The organism is Streptomyces griseus subsp. griseus, assembly GCF_003610995.1.
Lineage (GTDB): Bacteria > Actinomycetota > Actinomycetes > Streptomycetales > Streptomycetaceae > Streptomyces.
Genome location: NZ_CP032543.1, coordinates 4,146,571 through 4,162,070 on the forward strand (window position 1 = coordinate 4,146,571; position 15,500 = coordinate 4,162,070).

General features: G+C 71.2%; 17 protein-coding genes. 10 read left to right on the forward strand and 7 right to left on the reverse strand.

Features of this window, described 5'->3' with window-relative positions; translation table 11 throughout:
* Positions 1–62: 62 nt before the first annotated feature.
* Complete coding sequence (locus D6270_RS18615; protein WP_109164411.1) at positions 63–575, forward strand: type III secretion system chaperone family protein; 513 nt, start codon at positions 63–65, stop codon at positions 573–575.
* On the opposite strand, the gene D6270_RS18620 is transcribed toward D6270_RS18615, so the two are convergent.
* From D6270_RS18620 to D6270_RS18635, 3 genes are all read right to left on the reverse strand, one after another.
* Positions 553–1,563, reverse strand: a complete 1,011-nt coding sequence (locus tag D6270_RS18620) for a phosphotransferase family protein (protein ID WP_109164410.1) — start codon at positions 1,561–1,563, stop codon at positions 553–555. The two genes, D6270_RS18615 and D6270_RS18620, sit on opposite strands and share 23 nt — an antisense overlap.
* A 620-nt stretch (positions 1,564–2,183) precedes the next feature.
* Positions 2,184–2,426 carry a hypothetical protein gene (locus D6270_RS18630; RefSeq protein WP_109164409.1) on the reverse strand — a complete coding sequence of 81 codons (243 nt, stop codon included), beginning with the start codon at positions 2,424–2,426 and terminating at the stop codon, positions 2,184–2,186.
* Positions 2,423–2,671, reverse strand: a complete 249-nt coding sequence (locus D6270_RS18635; protein WP_109164408.1) for a hypothetical protein — start codon at positions 2,669–2,671, stop codon at positions 2,423–2,425. The genes D6270_RS18630 and D6270_RS18635 overlap by 4 nt, the downstream gene beginning before the upstream one ends.
* A 453-nt stretch (positions 2,672–3,124) precedes the next feature.
* Between D6270_RS18635 and D6270_RS18645 the strand changes: the two genes are divergently transcribed.
* On the forward strand, positions 3,125–3,556 hold the full coding sequence (locus D6270_RS18645; RefSeq protein WP_109164406.1) for a hypothetical protein: 432 nt from the start codon (positions 3,125–3,127) through the stop codon (positions 3,554–3,556).
* Positions 3,557–3,907: 351 nt separating this feature from the next.
* Here the strand turns inward: D6270_RS18645 and D6270_RS18655 are convergent, their stop codons facing one another.
* On the reverse strand, positions 3,908–4,669 hold the full coding sequence (locus D6270_RS18655; RefSeq protein WP_018511069.1) for a phosphoglyceromutase: 762 nt from the start codon (positions 4,667–4,669) through the stop codon (positions 3,908–3,910).
* 206 nt (positions 4,670–4,875) lie between these two features.
* Here D6270_RS18655 and D6270_RS18660 point away from each other — a divergent pair, with 206 nt between their 5' ends.
* Positions 4,876–6,201: an MDR family MFS transporter gene (locus D6270_RS18660; protein WP_109164405.1), complete on the forward strand. Its 1,326-nt coding sequence runs from the start codon at positions 4,876–4,878 to the stop codon at positions 6,199–6,201.
* A gap of 155 nt (positions 6,202–6,356) precedes the next feature.
* Here D6270_RS18660 and D6270_RS33215 read toward each other — a convergent pair whose 3' ends face one another.
* Positions 6,357–6,506 carry a hypothetical protein gene (locus D6270_RS33215; protein ID WP_204117091.1) on the reverse strand — a complete coding sequence of 50 codons (150 nt, stop codon included), beginning with the start codon at positions 6,504–6,506 and terminating at the stop codon, positions 6,357–6,359.
* Between the two features lie 246 nt (positions 6,507–6,752).
* The gene (gene phoU / locus D6270_RS18665; RefSeq protein ID WP_109164404.1) at positions 6,753–7,436 is read right to left on the reverse strand and encodes a phosphate signaling complex protein PhoU; all 684 of its coding nucleotides are present in this window, start codon (positions 7,434–7,436) and stop codon (positions 6,753–6,755) included.
* Positions 7,437–7,633: 197 nt separating this feature from the next.
* Between phoU and D6270_RS18670 the strand changes: the two genes are divergently transcribed.
* Positions 7,634–8,914, forward strand: a complete 1,281-nt coding sequence (locus tag D6270_RS18670) for a two-component system sensor histidine kinase PhoR (protein ID WP_109164403.1) — start codon at positions 7,634–7,636, stop codon at positions 8,912–8,914.
* Positions 8,911–9,591: a two-component system response regulator PhoP gene (locus tag D6270_RS18675; RefSeq protein WP_003968183.1), complete on the forward strand. Its 681-nt coding sequence runs from the start codon at positions 8,911–8,913 to the stop codon at positions 9,589–9,591. The genes D6270_RS18670 and D6270_RS18675 overlap by 4 nt, the downstream gene beginning before the upstream one ends.
* Before the next feature lie 79 nt (positions 9,592–9,670).
* Here D6270_RS18675 and D6270_RS18680 read toward each other — a convergent pair whose 3' ends face one another.
* Positions 9,671–10,351 carry a DUF461 domain-containing protein gene (locus D6270_RS18680; protein WP_109164402.1) on the reverse strand — a complete coding sequence of 227 codons (681 nt, stop codon included), beginning with the start codon at positions 10,349–10,351 and terminating at the stop codon, positions 9,671–9,673.
* 715 nt (positions 10,352–11,066) lie between these two features.
* Here D6270_RS18680 and D6270_RS18690 point away from each other — a divergent pair.
* The 5 genes from D6270_RS18690 to D6270_RS18710 all read left to right on the forward strand — a co-directional run bounded on the left by D6270_RS18690 (position 11,067) and on the right by D6270_RS18710 (position 15,477).
* Positions 11,067–11,549 carry a CarD family transcriptional regulator gene (locus D6270_RS18690; protein ID WP_006380568.1) on the forward strand — a complete coding sequence of 161 codons (483 nt, stop codon included), beginning with the start codon at positions 11,067–11,069 and terminating at the stop codon, positions 11,547–11,549.
* 365 nt (positions 11,550–11,914) lie between these two features.
* Entirely contained in the window at positions 11,915–12,682 is a 768-nt protein-coding gene (gene ispD / locus D6270_RS18695) for a 2-C-methyl-D-erythritol 4-phosphate cytidylyltransferase (protein ID WP_109164401.1), read from the forward strand.
* The gene (gene ispF / locus D6270_RS18700; RefSeq protein ID WP_109164400.1) at positions 12,672–13,187 is read left to right on the forward strand and encodes a 2-C-methyl-D-erythritol 2,4-cyclodiphosphate synthase; all 516 of its coding nucleotides are present in this window, start codon (positions 12,672–12,674) and stop codon (positions 13,185–13,187) included. Before ispD ends, ispF begins: the two co-directional genes overlap by 11 nt.
* 93 nt (positions 13,188–13,280) lie before the next feature.
* The gene (locus D6270_RS18705; RefSeq protein WP_391040152.1) at positions 13,281–13,913 is read left to right on the forward strand and encodes a GNAT family N-acetyltransferase; all 633 of its coding nucleotides are present in this window, start codon (positions 13,281–13,283) and stop codon (positions 13,911–13,913) included.
* Positions 13,914–13,944: 31 nt separating this feature from the next.
* Positions 13,945–15,477 (forward strand): ABC transporter substrate-binding protein, encoded by a 1,533-nt coding sequence (locus tag D6270_RS18710; RefSeq protein ID WP_109164399.1) that lies wholly within the window; start codon positions 13,945–13,947, stop codon positions 15,475–15,477.
* The last annotated feature ends 23 nt before the right edge of the window (positions 15,478–15,500 follow it).

Consider the following 15,500-nt stretch of genomic DNA (forward strand, 5'->3'; position numbering starts at 1 on the left):
CCGGCCCGCACCACGCCTGAGCCCCTCCTGCCCGCCGCCCCGGGCTGACGTACGCTCGCTGCATGGCTGACGTACCCGAGGAAACAGCAGCGGCCCAGGTCATCGAGGCGGCGCTGAACGACGCCGAGCTCTCCTGGGAGAGCCCCGCGCCCGGCAACTACGTGGTGACCCTGCCCGGCACCCGCAAGCTGTCGACGACCTGCTCGCTCATCGTCGGCAAGCACTCCCTCTCCGTCAACGCCTTCGTCGTCCGCCACCCTGACGAGAACGACGCCGAGGTGCACCGCTGGCTCCTGGAGCGCAACCTCCGCCTCTTCGGGGTGAGTTACGCGATCGACTCGCTCGGCGACATCTACCTGGCCGGCCGGCTGCCGCTCTCCGTGGTCACCCCCGTGGAGCTGGACCGGCTGCTCGGCGTGGTCCTGGAGGCGGCCGACGACTCGTTCAACACCCTTCTGGAACTGGGTTTCGCGAGCTCCATCCGCAAGGAGTACGCGTGGCGGACGTCGCGTGGCGAGTCCACCCGGAACCTCGACGCGTTCAGCCACCTGATCAAGCGCTCGTCCGACGGCTGACGGCGTCCAGGGCCGCGACGAGGTGGGGAGTCACCAACCGGCTTGTCTCTTCGGCGGCTTGCTCCCCGACGCCCCGGGGCACGGTCTCGACAAGCATGATCAGGTAGAGGTAACTCCGGTACAGCGCGAGCCGAAGGCGTACGGACTCGCTGAACTCCAGCCGCCCACCGATCGATTCGGCGTATCCGGCGAGGAAATCCCCGTCCTCCTCCAGATCCCCGAAGAGCGCGAGCGAGACGAAGTCCGCCACCGGGTCGCCCCAGAACATCCGCTCCCCGTCGATGATCCCGCCGACGGCCCGCGCCCCCGGCTCCCCGGTGACCAGCAGGTTCCCCGGCCACAGGTCGAAGTGGACGAGCGCGGGCCGGGTCACATCGTCCAGGACGGGGGCGGCGCGCGCCAGCACCGCACGGATGCGGCCGACGGCGTACGGGAGCGGCGCCCGGTACGTCACGGCGTCGGCGAGCACGGCCTCGGTCATCGCCGTGAACGCGGTACGCCAGGTGGGGGCGAGCGGCCCGAACGGCTCGGCCGGATAGCCGAAGCCGCCGGGTCCGGTGATGGTGTGCAACCGCCCGACGAGAGAGCCGAGTCGGTCGCGGAGGCGGGATTGGTCCCCGGTGTCCTGTAGGCCGTCGACTCCGTCCCAGGGGTGGCCGGGGCGGGCGGTCATGACCAGGTACGCGCCGGTCGGGGCCGTGGGGTCCGGCTCGCTGTGGACGACGCGGGGGATGACGGCGCCGGCGGCTTGCGCGGCGGCGGTGTAGAAGGCCACCTCGTTGACGAGGAGGTCACGTTCGTACCGCAGTCCGGCGGTGTGCGGCGGAGGCGTCTTCACCACCCAGTCGCGGCCGTCGGTGAGGGTGACGCGGGTGACGGTGTTGTACGTGCCGCCGGTGAGGGGCGTACAGGAGGCGAGGTCGCGGTCACCGACCCCGAGGGCGCGGAGGACGCGGGGGAGGGGTGAGGGCGGGGCCTGGTCGGGCACGTGGCTGACATCCTTTCCGGCGGCGGTGCGGCGGTGCGGCGGTGCGGCGGTGCGGTGCGGAGGGTGGGGGCGTATAGCCGGGGCTTGCACAGGCGGGGGTTGTGCAGGGGAGGCGCGCACGGTGCGTTCACAGGATGATCACAGCCGAATCGCGATCGCGGGAGGGGGAGTCGGCCCGATCATCGCTCACAGTTTCGATCGTAAAGTGTGGATCACTGCGACGGTCCGTCCCGGGCAGCGTCGAAGTGCCGTGCCGGAAAGGGGCGGTTGCCCCCCGACCCGGAGACGAAGAACCATGCGCGCCACTGCCGTACGCCGTACCGCCCTCGCCTCCTGTGCGGTCTCGCTCACCCTGCCGGCCACGGCCTGCGGCGGCTCGTCCGACGCGGATGCGGGCGACGGGAAGAACGACAAGGCCGGGAGCGCGGCGGGAAGCGGCTCGGCCCCGAAGGCCTCGGCCAGGCCACCACCAAGCGCAGGGTGGTCACCGAGCCGAAGAAGGCCGACGCCAAGAAGTCGATCGAGGAGCTCACGAAGGGCGCGACCGGGGACGCCCTGGAAGAAGCTGGGCTGATCGGCTCTTGTGGCGCCTCCTGCGTTGGGGGCTCGGACCCAAGCTCTCAGGGCAGAGGTACGAGCCGTACGACGGTGACGGTGAGCACGGACCGGGAGACGTAGTAGAGGACGATGGCACCGGAGACGGTCGCCTCACGCCGGTCCCGCTCGCGCTTGACGGCGGAGGAGGCGTGCCCGTACGGCTCCCGGCCCAGCGTGCGGGCCATCTCGTCCCGGAAGGACTGCCCGTCGCGCATCTTGGCCAGGGTGTCGTCGGCGGGCGGGGCGTAGGAGATGCGGAAGCTCAAGCGACGCTCCGCCTCTCGGCCTCGTCCTGCGCCAGCCGGTCCAGGATCCGTTCGGCCTCGGGATCGGGGACGGCCTCCAGCATCCAGTGCCGCATGACGGCGGAAATCTCGTGCACCCCGGCCTCGTTGATGGCGAGGTCGAACTCCTCGCGTCTCCCCTCGGGCAGAGCGGCGCGAATGTCCGGGATGCTGTTGGGCACCTCCACCTCGGTGCCGCCGACGAAGGTCTTCAGAGACTCGCCCATGATCGCTCTCCCCGATCTCCTTGCCGTTGGTGTGCCGGTGCTGCCGGGCAGCTTGGGGCCACCGTAGTGCGTGAGGCGCGGAGTTCGGCCCACGGGTGCACCACCGGATCGCGCTGGGTCACCACGTTTGCCTGCGGTGCCTGGCTCCCCGGCCCGAAGCGACGATGCTGGTCCGATGCCAGGTCAGCCAAGGAGCGGACGACGGCCGGCGGGCGAACCACGGCCCTCCGCCGAGCGCTTCGCTCGCGGGGCGGGGCACTGGAGCGTGCTCCCGGAGTCACCGGACGCGTCGGAACGCCCTTCCTGCAAACGGCGTTTGAGGGCGGAGGGCTCGCGGATCGGCCGGTCCGCCGTGCGGATGGACACACGCTTGGGCCGCCTGGAGCAGCCGACGGCGTACCGCCTGAGCCTCTTCGTGCCGAACTCCGGGCGCGCTCCGGAGGGAGGCGCCCGGTGACCACGACCGGATACGGGATGCACCCCGAGAGCATCGCCGCGTTGCTCGCCGTACCGGGGGAGGCCGCCATCGTGCTGACGTACGCGGAGGACCGGGCCTTCGCCGACGTCAGCCTCAACCGCTTCGCCTCGGTGAACTCGACGCGCCTGGACTGGCAGGGCGTCGAAGTCCTGGAAAGAGCCGAGGAGTTCGACGGGGACGGGCTGCGCGAGTTGGTGCGTCGTTACGGGGACGAGGACGAACTCGTCGTCGTCTTCTGGGGCAACCATGCAGTGCCTTCGATCGCGCTGGAGGCCCAAGCCGTGGCGGCTCACGCGGAGATGGTGGTGGACAGCTGCTACGAGTGCTGGCTCTACTTCACCGACGCCCACGTACTGGTCGAATTCCAGGACGGTGAGGGCTTCGTGGCCGCCAGGATTCCGAACTGACCACGGCTCGCCCCCGCGAGGACCCCACCCGCTCTCCGTGCGCCGAGCGAGGTCACGCGGCGTGGGGCACGATGCTCAGGGCCTGGTGACCGTATCCGTCCTGCCGAAACCGGGGGGCTTCCCAGGTGAGGCCGACCCGCTGCCCGGCCGGCAGCGTACGGAAGCGGGTCGCCCGGATGCCGGAGCAGTGCCCGGAGCGACCGGAGCCGTTGTCAGTGCCCGTCTGGCCGGGCGCATCGGTCCCTGTCGGCCGGTGTTGAACGGCTTCGGAGGGCCCAGGGACGGCCCAGGAGCGACGAGAAGCCCCCTACCAGCGGACAACCCGCAGGTGGGGGGCTTCTTCGCGGGCGCCTACTTCTTCTTGCCCTGGTTCTTCACGGCCTCGATGGCCGCCTTCGCCGCGTCCGGGTCGAGGTACGTGCCGCCCGGCTTCAGCGGCTTGAAGTCGGCGTCCAGCTCGTAGGAGAGCGGGATGCCCGTCGGGATGTTGAGGCCCGAGATGTCCTCGTCCGAGATGCCGTCCAGGTGCTTCACCAGGCCGCGGAGGCTGTTGCCGTGGGCGGCGACCAGGACCGTGCGGCCGGTGAGGAGGTCGGGGACGATGCTGTCGAACCAGTACGGGAGCATCCGGACCACGACGTCCTTCAGGCACTCCGTGTCCGGGCGCAGCTCCGGCGGGAGGTCCGCGTAGCGCGGGTCGTCGAACTGGCTGTACTCGTCGTCGCGGGCCAGCGGCGGCGGCGGGGTGTCGTACGAGCGGCGCCAGAGCATGAACTGCTCCTCGCCGAACTCGGCCAGCGTCTGGGCCTTGTCCTTGCCCTGGAGGGCGCCGTAGTGGCGCTCGTTCAGGCGCCAGGAGCGGCGGACCGGGATCCAGAGGCGGTCGGCGGACTCCAGGGCCAGCTGCGCGGTGCGGATCGCGCGGCGCTGGAGGGAGGTGTGCAGGACGTCGGGGAGCAGACCGGCGTCCTTGAGCAGCTCACCGCCGCGGACTGCTTCCTTCTCACCCTTCTCGGTGAGGTTGACGTCCACCCAACCGGTGAACAGGTTCTTCGCGTTCCATTCGCTCTCGCCGTGGCGGAGGAGGATCAGCTTGTACGGTGCGTCGGCCATGAGTCCGAGCGTAATCGAACCCGTGCCGCCCCCGCGCGCCCGCCCGCCTGGCGGACAGGGCCCCGCAGGGGTGTCGGGCGCGCCCGACGATTGACGGTGGGCGTCAATCCGGTGGCGGGTGAGGCGTCGGGGTTCGTAACGTTCGGATGGTCGTCGGGAGTCTTACCCGAGGCGATCCTGCCGTACGTCCCGTGGGGGGAATCCGCATGTCCGTCGCCGGTCTCAGAACAGCCGCCCGGGAGACCGTCTCCGGGCTGCCCCGGGAGTTCTGGTGGCTCTGGCTCAGCACCCTGGTCAACCGGCTGGGCGGCTTCGTCGCCACCTTCATGGCGCTGTATCTGACCCTGGACCGGGGCTACTCGGCCTCGTACGCCGGTCTCGTCGCCGCCCTCCACGGGCTCGGCGGGGTCATCTCCTCGCTCGGCGCCGGAGTGATGACCGACCGGCTCGGGCGGCGGCCCACCATGCTGATCGCGCAGCTGTCGATGGCCGCATCCGTGGCGGTGCTCGGGTTCATGGAGCATCCGGTCGCCATCGCCGCCGTCGCGTTCTTCGTCGGTATGGCGAGCAGCGCCTCACGGCCCGCCGTCCAGGCGATGATGGCCGACATCGTGCCGCCGAAGGACCGGGTGCGGGCCTTCTCCCTCAACTACTGGGCCATCAACCTCGGGTTCGCGGTCTCGTCCGCCGGGGCCGGGTTCATCGCCGAGTACAGCTATCTCGCCGGTTTCCTCGGCGAGGCCCTGATGGTGCTCGCGTGCGCCGTCGTCGTCTTCCTGAAGGTGCCGGAGTCGCGGCCCGCGCAGGCCGCCCCGGTGAAGACCGCCGACGGGAAGCGGGCCAAGGACGAGGTCCGGATCACCACTGTCCTGCGCGACGGGCGCTTCATGGGGGTCGTGGGTCTGTCGTTCCTGGTGGCTCTGATCTTCCAGCAGGGGTACGTGGGGCTGCCGGTGGCGATGGGGGCCGACGGGCTCTCCAGCTCCGACTTCGGCACCGCCATCGCCGTCAACGGGGTGCTGATCGTGGCCCTCCAGATCCCCGTCACCCGCTTCATCCAGCACCGGGACCCGCGCCGGCTGCTGATCATCTCCTCGCTGCTCGCCGGGTACGGCTTCGGGCTGACCGCTTTCGCCGGGTCCGTCGCCGTGTACGCCCTGACGGTCTGCGTCTGGACCCTCGCCGAGATCGTCAACGCGCCCACCCAGACGGGCCTTGTCGTGCAGCTGTCCCCCGCGCAGGGCCGGGGCCGCTACCAGGGCGTCTACACGATGTCCTGGTCGGTCGCCGCCCTCGTCGCGCCCCTGATGTCCGGTTTCGTGATCGACCACTACGGCGCCGCCTGGCTCTGGGGTGCCTGCGCGGTGATCGGTACGGTCGCCGGCCTCGGCTACTGGCTGCTGATGCGCAACCTGCCCCGTGAGGAGATCGTCGCGGTCGAGGCCGTCCCCGAGCCCGCCCCCGTACCCGCCCAGGCCCGGCCGGACCAGGCCGAGCCCGACCCGGCGCCGGCGATCGAGCGCGCGGGCTGAGCGGCCCCGGAGCATGAGGGCGCCCACGACGGCGCCCGCCCGGACCACCGGTCCGGGCGGGCGCCGTCGTCCGTGAACGCCGTACGGTGCGTGCGAACGTCGTCCGTGAACGCCTTACGGGACGTGCGAACGCCGTCCGGGACGCGCGGCGCGCGTCAGCCCGAGCAGCCGCCGCACTGGCACGGAGCACCGGACTGGCAGCCGCACCCGCAGCCCGCGCCGCAGCCGCAGGCGCCGAGCACGGTCAGGTGCACCACTTCGGTCGGGGTCTCCAGCTGGGGTTCGGTCGTGGGGGAATCGGCCATGGTCCCTCCTCAGGGCGTACGGCTGGGCGGCGGACGCCGCTGCGCCGCCGCCGGGGACGTGACGGCAGGGCCCGTACGTACCGCGTACGGGCCTGGCGCCGTCCCCGCCCCATTGCATGCCCAGCCCGCACGGCGCATCAACGGCGCACACGTGCAGGAACGCATGTGCGACTCGCGTGCGCCGGGAGCGTACGGACGTCCCGCACGCTCTCCCGTACCGGCTGGGAGACGCTTCCCGCGTAGCGGCTACGAGCCCTCCGCCGCCGGTGTCGACGCCGCCTGGATCTCGTCCGCGTGCTCACCCGTCACCAGATAGACGACGCGCTTCGCCACCGAGACCGCGTGGTCCGCGAAACGCTCGTAGTAGCGGCCCAGCAGCGTCACGTCGACGGCCGTCTCGATGCCGTGCTTCCAGCGGTCGTCCATCAGGTGCTGGAAGAGCGTGCGGTGCAGCAGGTCCATCTCGTCGTCGTCCTGCTCCAGCTGGAGCGCCAGATCGACGTCCTTGGTGATGATGACCTCGGCCGCCTTGGCCATCAGCCGCTGGGCGAGCTGGCCCATCTCCAGGATGGTGGCGTGCAGGTCGTGCGGGACCGCCGACTGCGGGAAGCGCAGCCGGGCCAGCTTCGCCACGTGCTGGGCGAGGTCGCCCGAGCGCTCCAGGTCGGCGCTCATCCGCAGCGAGGTCACCACGATCCGCAGATCGGTCGCCACCGGCTGCTGACGGGCGAGAAGGGCGATCGCGCGCGCCTCCAGGTCGTGCTGGAGGTCGTCGACCTTCTGGTCGCCCGCGATCACGCTCTCCGCGAGCTTCAGGTCGGCGTCCAGCATGGACGTGGTCGCCCGTCCGATCGCCGATCCGACCAGCCGGGCCATCTCGACCAGGCCTTCTCCGATCGAGTCGAGTTCCTCGTGGTAAGCGTCGCGCATGGAAGTCCCTCTCCAGTTCCAACTGAGGCCGGGGTCTCGGACCGACCCCCACGGTTACACGGTGGGGCCGCAACGCGTCCGTATCCGGCCCCCTAAGTGAACCGGTCCCATCCCCTCGGTGAACTCTGGGCGACGAGTGTTCGAGATGGCACTCGGACGGCTGGGAGAGTGTCGGCGCACCCGCATAACCTTGAAGCATGGACGTGAACGCGGCGGTCGCCGCAGCTGCAGCGATCGCCGGGCTCTGTACCGGTGTGATCGCCATGCTGGCGTTCCGCTGGAGCGAGCGCGACCTCAGACGGCCGACGCGTACATCGCTGCGGCCGGACAGCAATGCCGCCCTCCCGCCCGGGGTGGACACCGTCCTCTCCGTGCTCAGCTCCTCCGCCGTCGTCCTCGACGAGAGCGACAGCGTGGTCAAGGCCAGCTCCGCCGCGTATGCGCTGGGCCTGGTCAGGGGTGGCCGACTGGCCGTGGAGCCGATGCTCGCCATGGCCCGCGACACCCGGCGCGACGGCGAGATACGCCAGGGCGAGCTGGATCTGCCCCGGCGCGGCACCGGCCGGGGGGACACCCTCGCGGTCTCCGCCCGGGTCGCGCCGCTGGGCTCGCGGCTGGTGCTGCTGCTGGTCGAGGACCTCACCGAGGCCCGCCGGATCGAAGCGGTACGGCGCGACTTCGTCGCCAACGTGAGCCATGAGCTCAAGACCCCCACCGGAGCGCTCTCCCTGCTCTCCGAGGCGGTCATGGACGCATCCGACGACCCGGAGGCGGTGGAGCGGTTCGCCGGGCGGATGCAGATCGAGGCGACCCGGCTCACCAACCTCGTCCAGGAGCTCATCGACCTCTCCCGGGTGCAGAACGACGACCCGCTGGAGGACGCGGAGCCCGTCAAGGTGGAGGTGCTGGTCGCCGAGGCGATCGACCGCTGCCGCCAGCAGGCCGGCTCCAAGCAGATCACCATGGCCTCCGGTGGCGCCGAGGGCCTCACCGTCTGGGGCAACCGGGGCCAGCTCGTCGGCGCGCTCGGCAACCTCGTCGAGAACGCCGTCAACTACAGTCCCGCCCGTACTCGGGTCGGCATCGCGGCCCGCCGCACCACCGGACCGGGCGGGGACCTGATCGAGATCGCCGTGACCGACCAGGGGATCGGCATCTCCGAGAAGGACCGCGAACGGGTCTTCGAGCGGTTCTACCGCGTCGACCCGGCCCGCTCACGGGCCACCGGTGGCACCGGTCTCGGCCTCGCCATCGTCAAACACGTGGCCGCCTCGCACGGCGGGGAGGTCACCGTCTGGAGCTCCGAGGGACAGGGCTCCACCTTCACCCTCCGGCTGCCCGAATCGGGTGCCGTGAGGGAGCGCACCACCGGCGGGCCCCTTATCGTCAACGGCGTCAACGGCGTCGGTGACAAGGACAAGCTCCCGTTCGAGACCGACTCCTATGACCCCTTCCCCGCCCCGGAGGCTCTTCCGTGACCCGAGTGCTTGTCGTCGAGGATGAGGAATCCTTCAGCGACGCCCTGTCCTACATGCTGCGCAAGGAAGGTTTCGAGGTCGCGATCGCGGCGACCGGCCCCGACGGACTGGACGAGTTCGAGCGCAACGGCGCCGACCTGGTCCTCCTGGACCTGATGCTGCCCGGCCTGCCCGGCACCGAGGTGTGCCGCCAGCTCCGCAGCCGCTCCAACGTTCCGGTGATCATGGTCACCGCCAAGGACAGCGAGATCGACAAGGTCGTCGGGCTCGAAATAGGAGCCGACGACTACGTCACCAAGCCGTTCTCCTCACGCGAGCTCGTCGCCCGCATCCGCGCCGTCCTGCGCCGTCGCGGGGAGCCGGAGGAGGTCACCCCGGCCGCCCTGGAGGCGGGCCCGGTCCGGATGGACGTGGACCGCCACGTGGTCACGGTCTCCGGTGGCAAGGTCGACCTCCCGCTCAAGGAGTTCGACCTCCTGGAGATGCTCCTGCGCAACGCGGGCCGCGTGCTGACCCGTATGCAGCTCATCGACCGGGTCTGGGGCGCGGACTACGTCGGCGACACCAAGACCCTCGACGTCCACGTCAAGCGCCTGCGCGCCAAGATCGAGCCCGACCCGGGTGCGCCGCGCTACCTCGTCACCGTGCGGGGCCTCGGGTACAAGTTCGAGCCGTAAACCGCTGCTACGTGCGAGAGGGGCGCTTCCCGGCCGGGAAGCGCCCCTCTCACGTCTTTCCGTGCGTACGCGGGTGGCGTCAGCCGGTCGTCCCGGCCGTACCGGTCTCCGTGGAGCCCTCGGTGCCGCCCTGCTGCTCCGTACCGGTCGCCGCGGACTCCGGGGTCTCACCGGACGGCGTGCCCGGGGTCTCGGAGCCGCCCGCGGACGGGGTCCCGCTCGGCTTCGGCGCCGGGGCCTCGGGCTGCCCGCTGGGGCCGAAGTCCTTGAAGTAGCCGGTCGCGGGGACGACGCTCGCGCCGAGGCCGACGTCGCCGGTGCGGCTCAGCTTGAAGACGACCTGCTGGACGTTGCCGTCCTGGGTGGCCTCGCGGCCCTCGTCGATCACGGCGGAGGCGTTGCCCTCGCCGCCGAGGACGACCCGGCCGCCGGCCGGGACCTCGACGGGGCCGCTGCCCTTGGCGGGCCGGAGCTTCACCCGGACGTCGGTGCCGGGCAGCGTGATGCTCTCCAGGACCTCGGTCTCGGTGCCGTCGTTGAACAGCGTCGCGGCGACCACGGCGGGGCCCTCGGCCTCGGACTCGCCCTGCGTGATCAGGTTCACGTTCTGGACCTTGATGGTGCCCACCGAGGTGGCCGCGTTGTCCGGCCTGACCTGGAGCGTCTCGGCGCTGTTGCCCGCCGCGCACGCGGACAGCGAGACGATCGAGAACGCGATGGCAGTGACGGCGAGGGCGCCGTGTCGAAGGCTGCGGCTCACGGCGGCGGCAACTCCTTGAACGATCGGACTGCGGACTTCGGACGTCGGGCGTTGGGCTGAGCGCCCCGCGGACGGCCGGGAAGGGGTGACGTGAGGCCGTCCTCAGGGTGTGTCAGCGGCCTTAGGCTACCGAGCCGCCCCGCCCGCCCCGCACCCGACCCGCCTCCGGGGGCGCGCGGGTCTTCCGGGGAGCGCTCCCCGGAACTGCGGCACGTCGGGGCAGGTGGGACAGGCACACACGGCGGCCGAAGGCTCTGCCGCCGCGTGTGCCGACGTGTCACGTGCCGTTCACATAATCCCGGTGATCAATTCCCCGGGGCGCGGCGCATTCCGAGGGAAAGGCGTCGGCGGAGGTGTCTTCAGGGGTGTCGTGAGGTGCCGTGAGGTGCGGGCCTTGATCAATTTCATTGGGCACGCGCACTTACATCCGTACGGGTGATCGACTGTCGAACGGGGTAGGTAAAGTTCGCCATCTGGAACCCGACAAAACGGGACTTTCGCCCTCTTCTGTGGGACTTCCGGGCTGTGCGACGTCAGTGTTTCCCACCGGTCGCACAGCCGCTCCCACCTGCGAATACCGTCTTCCGGAAGCCTTCCGCAGCACGTCCGTGTTGCTGTTGTCAAGCCCTGAGATATGCCCTGACCTGCGAAAACGCCATTCAGGGGAGGCGATTCTCGTGTTACTCTGGATAGCCACGGAAGGGGTACCTGTCACATGACGTTCAAGGTTGGCGACACCGTGGTCTATCCCCATCACGGGGCCGCGCTGATCGAGGCTATCGAAACTCGCCAGATCAAAGGCGTGGACAAGACCTACTTGGTGCTCAAGGTCGCCCAAGGCGACCTGACGGTTCGTGTGCCGGCGGACAATGCGGAGTTCGTAGGCGTGCGTGACGTGGTCGGGCAGGAGGGGCTGGACCGGGTCTTCGAGGTGCTTCGCGCACCGTATGCCGAAGAGCCGACGAACTGGTCCCGGCGGTACAAGGCAAATCTGGAAAAGCTCGCCTCGGGCGATGTCATCAAGGTCGCTGAAGTGGTGCGTGACCTGTGGCGTCGTGAGCGCGAGCGCGGTCTCTCCGCAGGAGAGAAGCGCATGCTCGCCAAGGCCCGCCAGATCCTGGTGAGCGAGCTCGCTCTCGCGGAGAACACGAACGAGGACAAGGCCGAGGCCCTTCTCGACGAGGTCCTCGCGTCCTGAACCGGATCGCACCGGTCGTAAGAATGTGCCGCGGTGCCCGCTGACCATCCGTATTTACGGTATGTCGTCGGGCGCTGCGGCATGTCCGGCTCCGGATGCTGCGGCCTGTTCGATGGAGAACCCGGATCGAGTGCCCGACTGCCGGTGATCCCCGTGCTCTCGCGGTGCTCCCCTGTGTCGTTGGTCGCCGCCGCGAACCCCGCTCGACCGGGGGTCACGGAAGGGGCCCGGTCCAAGTCAGGGCGTCACGCCCGGCTTGCTGGGCCCCTACCCATGTCCCCCGTGGAAACAAACCTGCCGTACGAACCTGCCGGACCACCTGACTGGCCGGCCCGCCGAACCCTCGGACCTTCGGAGTGCAATCGATGACCTCGACGCCACCCCCGCCCGATCGGCCGCGCCCGCTCCGTACCGCCGCGGTCATCCCCGCGGCCGGGCGGGGCATACGGCTCGGACCTGGTGCCCCCAAGGCCCTCCGGGCGCTCGGAGGCACCCCCATGCTCATCCACGCGGTACGCGCCATGGCCGCCTCCCGGACCGTCTCCCTCGTCGTGGTCGTCGCCCCGCCGGACGGCGCGCCCGAGGTGAAGCGCCTGCTGGACGACCACGCGCTGCCCGAGCGCACGGACTACCTGGTCGTGCCGGGCGGCGACACCCGGCAGGAGTCGGTGGGCCTCGGCCTCGACGCGCTGCCCGAGGACGTCGCCGTCGTCCTGGTCCACGACGCCGCCCGCCCCCTGGTGCCGGTCGACACGGTGGACGCGGTCGTCGAAGCCGTACGGAACGGGGCGGCCGCCGTCGTCCCCGCCCTGCCGCTCACCGACACCGTCAAGGAGGTCGAGCCCGCCGTGGTGCCCGGGGAGCCGGAGCCCGTGCTCTCCACCCCCGTACGGGCCAGGCTGCGCGCGGTGCAGACCCCGCAGGGCTTCGACCGCGACACCCTCGTACGGGCCCACGCCGAGGTCGCACTCGACGGCGAGGGCGCCACGGACGACGCGGGCATGGTCGAACGCCTGGGCGAGCCGGTCGTCGTCGTCCCCGGCCACGAGGAGGCGTTCAAGGTAACCCGGCCCCTGGATCTGGTGCTGGCCGAAGCGGTACTCGCCCGCAGGAGGGCCCACGATGGCTTCTGAGACCCCGGCCGAGCGGCCCGCCGCGCCCGTCATCCCGCTCGTCGGCATCGGCACCGACATCCATGCCTTCGAGGAGGGCCGCGAGCTGTGGTGCGCGGGCCTGAAGTGGGAGGGCGAGGGGACCGGCCTGGCCGGCCACTCGGACGCCGACGTCGTCGCGCACGCCGCCTGCAACGCCCTCTTCTCCGCCGCCGGCCTCGGCGACCTCGGCCGGCACTTCGGCACCGGCCGCCCCGAGTGGTCCGGCGCCGCCGGCGTCACCCTGCTCACCGAGGCCGCCCGGATCGTCCGTGCCGAGGGGTACGAGATCGGGAACGTCGCCGTCCAGGTCGTCGGCGTACGCCCGAAGATCGGCAAGCGGCGCGACGAGGCGCAGAAGGTGCTGTCCGCCGCGGTGGGCGCCCCGGTCTCGCTCTCCGCCGCCACCTCGGACGGGCTCGGCTTCACCGGCCGCGGTGAAGGCCTGGCGGGGATCGCGACGGCACTGGTCTACCGGGCGGGCTGACCTGGTCCACCCGGGGGCCGCGCTCCCGCCTTACTGCACATCGCTTGCACGTACGCTGGTACCGCAAGCGATGTGCCGTACGAGGCAGGAGTGATCCCGGTGACGAGCGTGACGGATGTGGGCACGGTGCCGGCCGCGACGGAGGCCGGCCCCACGGGTGTCGCTTCCGGTTACGTCCTGCGCACCGCCACCGCCGACGACGTCGGCGGTGCCCGGGCCGTGATGCTCGACACCGTCTACCGCGACCTGAAGTCAGGTTATGTACCCCGCTGGCACGCCGACATCATCGACCCCGCCAGTGCCTACCTCCGCCCGGAGCGCTGCACGCTGCTCGTCGTCGAGTACGGCGGGGAGATCGTCGCCACCGGTGCCGTACGCGACCGGGGGCCGCAGGCGCCGCCCAATCCGCGGTGGGTGGCTGACCGCTTCCCCTCCGGGGTCACCGCGCAGCTCTGCCGGATCTATGTGCGCCCCGAACACCGCAGGCATGGGCTGGCCCGTCAACTGGTGCGTGCGCTCGGGGAGTTCGCTGCTCGGGTGGGTGGCTACGACTCCCTGTACCTGCACACCGACCCGGCCGTTCCCGGCGCCGAGCCGTTCTGGCGCTCGCTCGCCCGCGAGGTGTGCGACGAGCGTGCGCTGCCGGGCGGCGGACAGGGGATCGTCCACTTCGATCTGCCGATGCCGCCGCCGGGCTCTGAGCAGGACCCCCACCCCGCCGGTTAGATGACAATCGTTTTCATGTAGGGTCGCCCGCATGCCCAGCACCTCCCCCCGCCACCGCCGCGTCGCCCTGCCGCTCGCCGCCGCCGCGCTCCTCGTCCCCGCCGCCACGGCCTGCTCCTCCGGAGGGGCAGGCGAATCCGGCGCGGACCAGCGGCTGAAGGTCGCCATGGCCTTCCCGCCCGCCCAGGCCATGTCGCCGTACGGGGACGACGCCGTCACCCTCAGCCGCCTCGCCGTCGTCGAGGGCCTGACCGGCCTCGACAGGAACGGCGACGCCAAGCCCGCCCTCGCCACCACCTGGAAGCGCGACGGCGACCTGGCCTGGGAGTTCACCCTGCGCAAGGCCGCGTTCCAGGACGGTACGCAGGTCGACGCCGCCGCCGTCGTCCGCTCGCTGGCCGCTGCCCAGAAGGCCTCCCCGAAGCCCCGGGTGCTCTCCGACACCACGCTGACCGCGACGGCAGAGGGAGCCGGGACCGTACGGGTCACGACGAAGGCCGCCGACCCGCTGCTGCCCCAGCGGCTCGCCAACCCCTCGCTCGCCGTCCTCTCCGCCGCTGCCTACAAGGACAGCGGCAAGGGCAACGGCAGGGTCGACCCCGCCGGGCACGCCACCGGCCCCTTCACCCTCGCCAAGGTCAACGGCGCGGTCAGCGCCACCCTGGAGCGCAACGACACCTACTGGGGCACCAAGGCCAAGGCCCCCGGCATCGACGTGAAGTTCGTCGCCGACGGAACCGCCCGCGCCAACGCCCTCCGTACCAAGGACGTCGACATCGCGGAGTACGTACCGATCTCGCAGGCAGCCCTCCTCGGCGACAACCTGGTCCACGAATTTCCCACCGCCCGCACCAGCGGCCTCTCCCTCAACACCGAGCGCGGCGTCTTCGCCGACCCGGCGCTGCGCGCCGCCGCCCGCGAGGCCATCGACTCGGAGGCCCTGGCCACCGGCGTCTACGAGGGCCGCGCCGACACCGCACAGGGGCTGCTGGGCCCCGGCGTCCGCTGGGCCGCCGAGCTGCGCACCGCCCCCACCGGGCGGGCTGAGGCCGCCACCCCGGCCGAGGTCGCGAAGACGGAGGAGATCGTCCTCGCCACGTACACCAACCGGCCCGAACTCCCCGAGGCCGCCACCGTCGTCCAGCAGCAGCTGGAGAAGCGCGGCTTCACGGTGAAGCAGGTCGTCCGCGACTACGCGCAGATGGAGGCCGACGCGCTCGGCGGGAAATTCGACGCCTTCCTTCAGGCACGCAACACCCTTCTCGACACCGCCGACCCGCTCTCCTACCTCGCCTCCGACTTCACCTGCGACGGCAGCTTCAACATCAGCCAGCTCTGCGCGAAGCCGGTCGACACGGCCGTCGCCAAGGCCGCCTCCCTCGCCGACGCCGAAGCCCGCCACCGCGCCGAGATGACCGCCGAGGCCGCGATCCTCGGCGCCGACGCCCTCGTCCCGCTCGTCCACGAACGGTTCATCCAGGGGTACGACGACGCCCGCGTCGAAGGCGTCGCCCTCGATCCGATGGAGCGCACGCTGATCACCGCCGACACGCACGTCGGATGAGCGCCGCGACGAGCGCCGGGGCA

Bases quoted from the DNA above. Each gene is read 5' to 3' on its own strand.
- ispF (WP_109164400.1), top strand. From the start codon at position 12,672: ATGGCTTCTGAGACCCCGGCCGAGCGGCCCGCCGCGCCCGTCATCCCG.
- D6270_RS18660 (WP_109164405.1), top strand. From the start codon at position 4,876: ATGTCCGTCGCCGGTCTCAGAACAGCCGCCCGGGAGACCGTCTCCGGG.
- D6270_RS33215 (WP_204117091.1), bottom strand. From the start codon at position 6,506: ATGGCCGATTCCCCCACGACCGAACCCCAGCTGGAGACCCCGACCGAA.
- D6270_RS18670 (WP_109164403.1), top strand. From the start codon at position 7,634: ATGGACGTGAACGCGGCGGTCGCCGCAGCTGCAGCGATCGCCGGGCTC.
- D6270_RS18710 (WP_109164399.1), top strand. From the start codon at position 13,945: ATGCCCAGCACCTCCCCCCGCCACCGCCGCGTCGCCCTGCCGCTCGCC.
- D6270_RS18635 (WP_109164408.1), bottom strand. From the start codon at position 2,671: ATGGGCGAGTCTCTGAAGACCTTCGTCGGCGGCACCGAGGTGGAGGTG.
- D6270_RS18615 (WP_109164411.1), top strand. From the start codon at position 63: ATGGCTGACGTACCCGAGGAAACAGCAGCGGCCCAGGTCATCGAGGCG.
- phoU (WP_109164404.1), bottom strand. From the start codon at position 7,436: ATGCGCGACGCTTACCACGAGGAACTCGACTCGATCGGAGAAGGCCTG.
- D6270_RS18690 (WP_006380568.1), top strand. From the start codon at position 11,067: ATGACGTTCAAGGTTGGCGACACCGTGGTCTATCCCCATCACGGGGCC.
- D6270_RS18655 (WP_018511069.1), bottom strand. From the start codon at position 4,669: ATGGCCGACGCACCGTACAAGCTGATCCTCCTCCGCCACGGCGAGAGC.
- ispD (WP_109164401.1), top strand. From the start codon at position 11,915: ATGACCTCGACGCCACCCCCGCCCGATCGGCCGCGCCCGCTCCGTACC.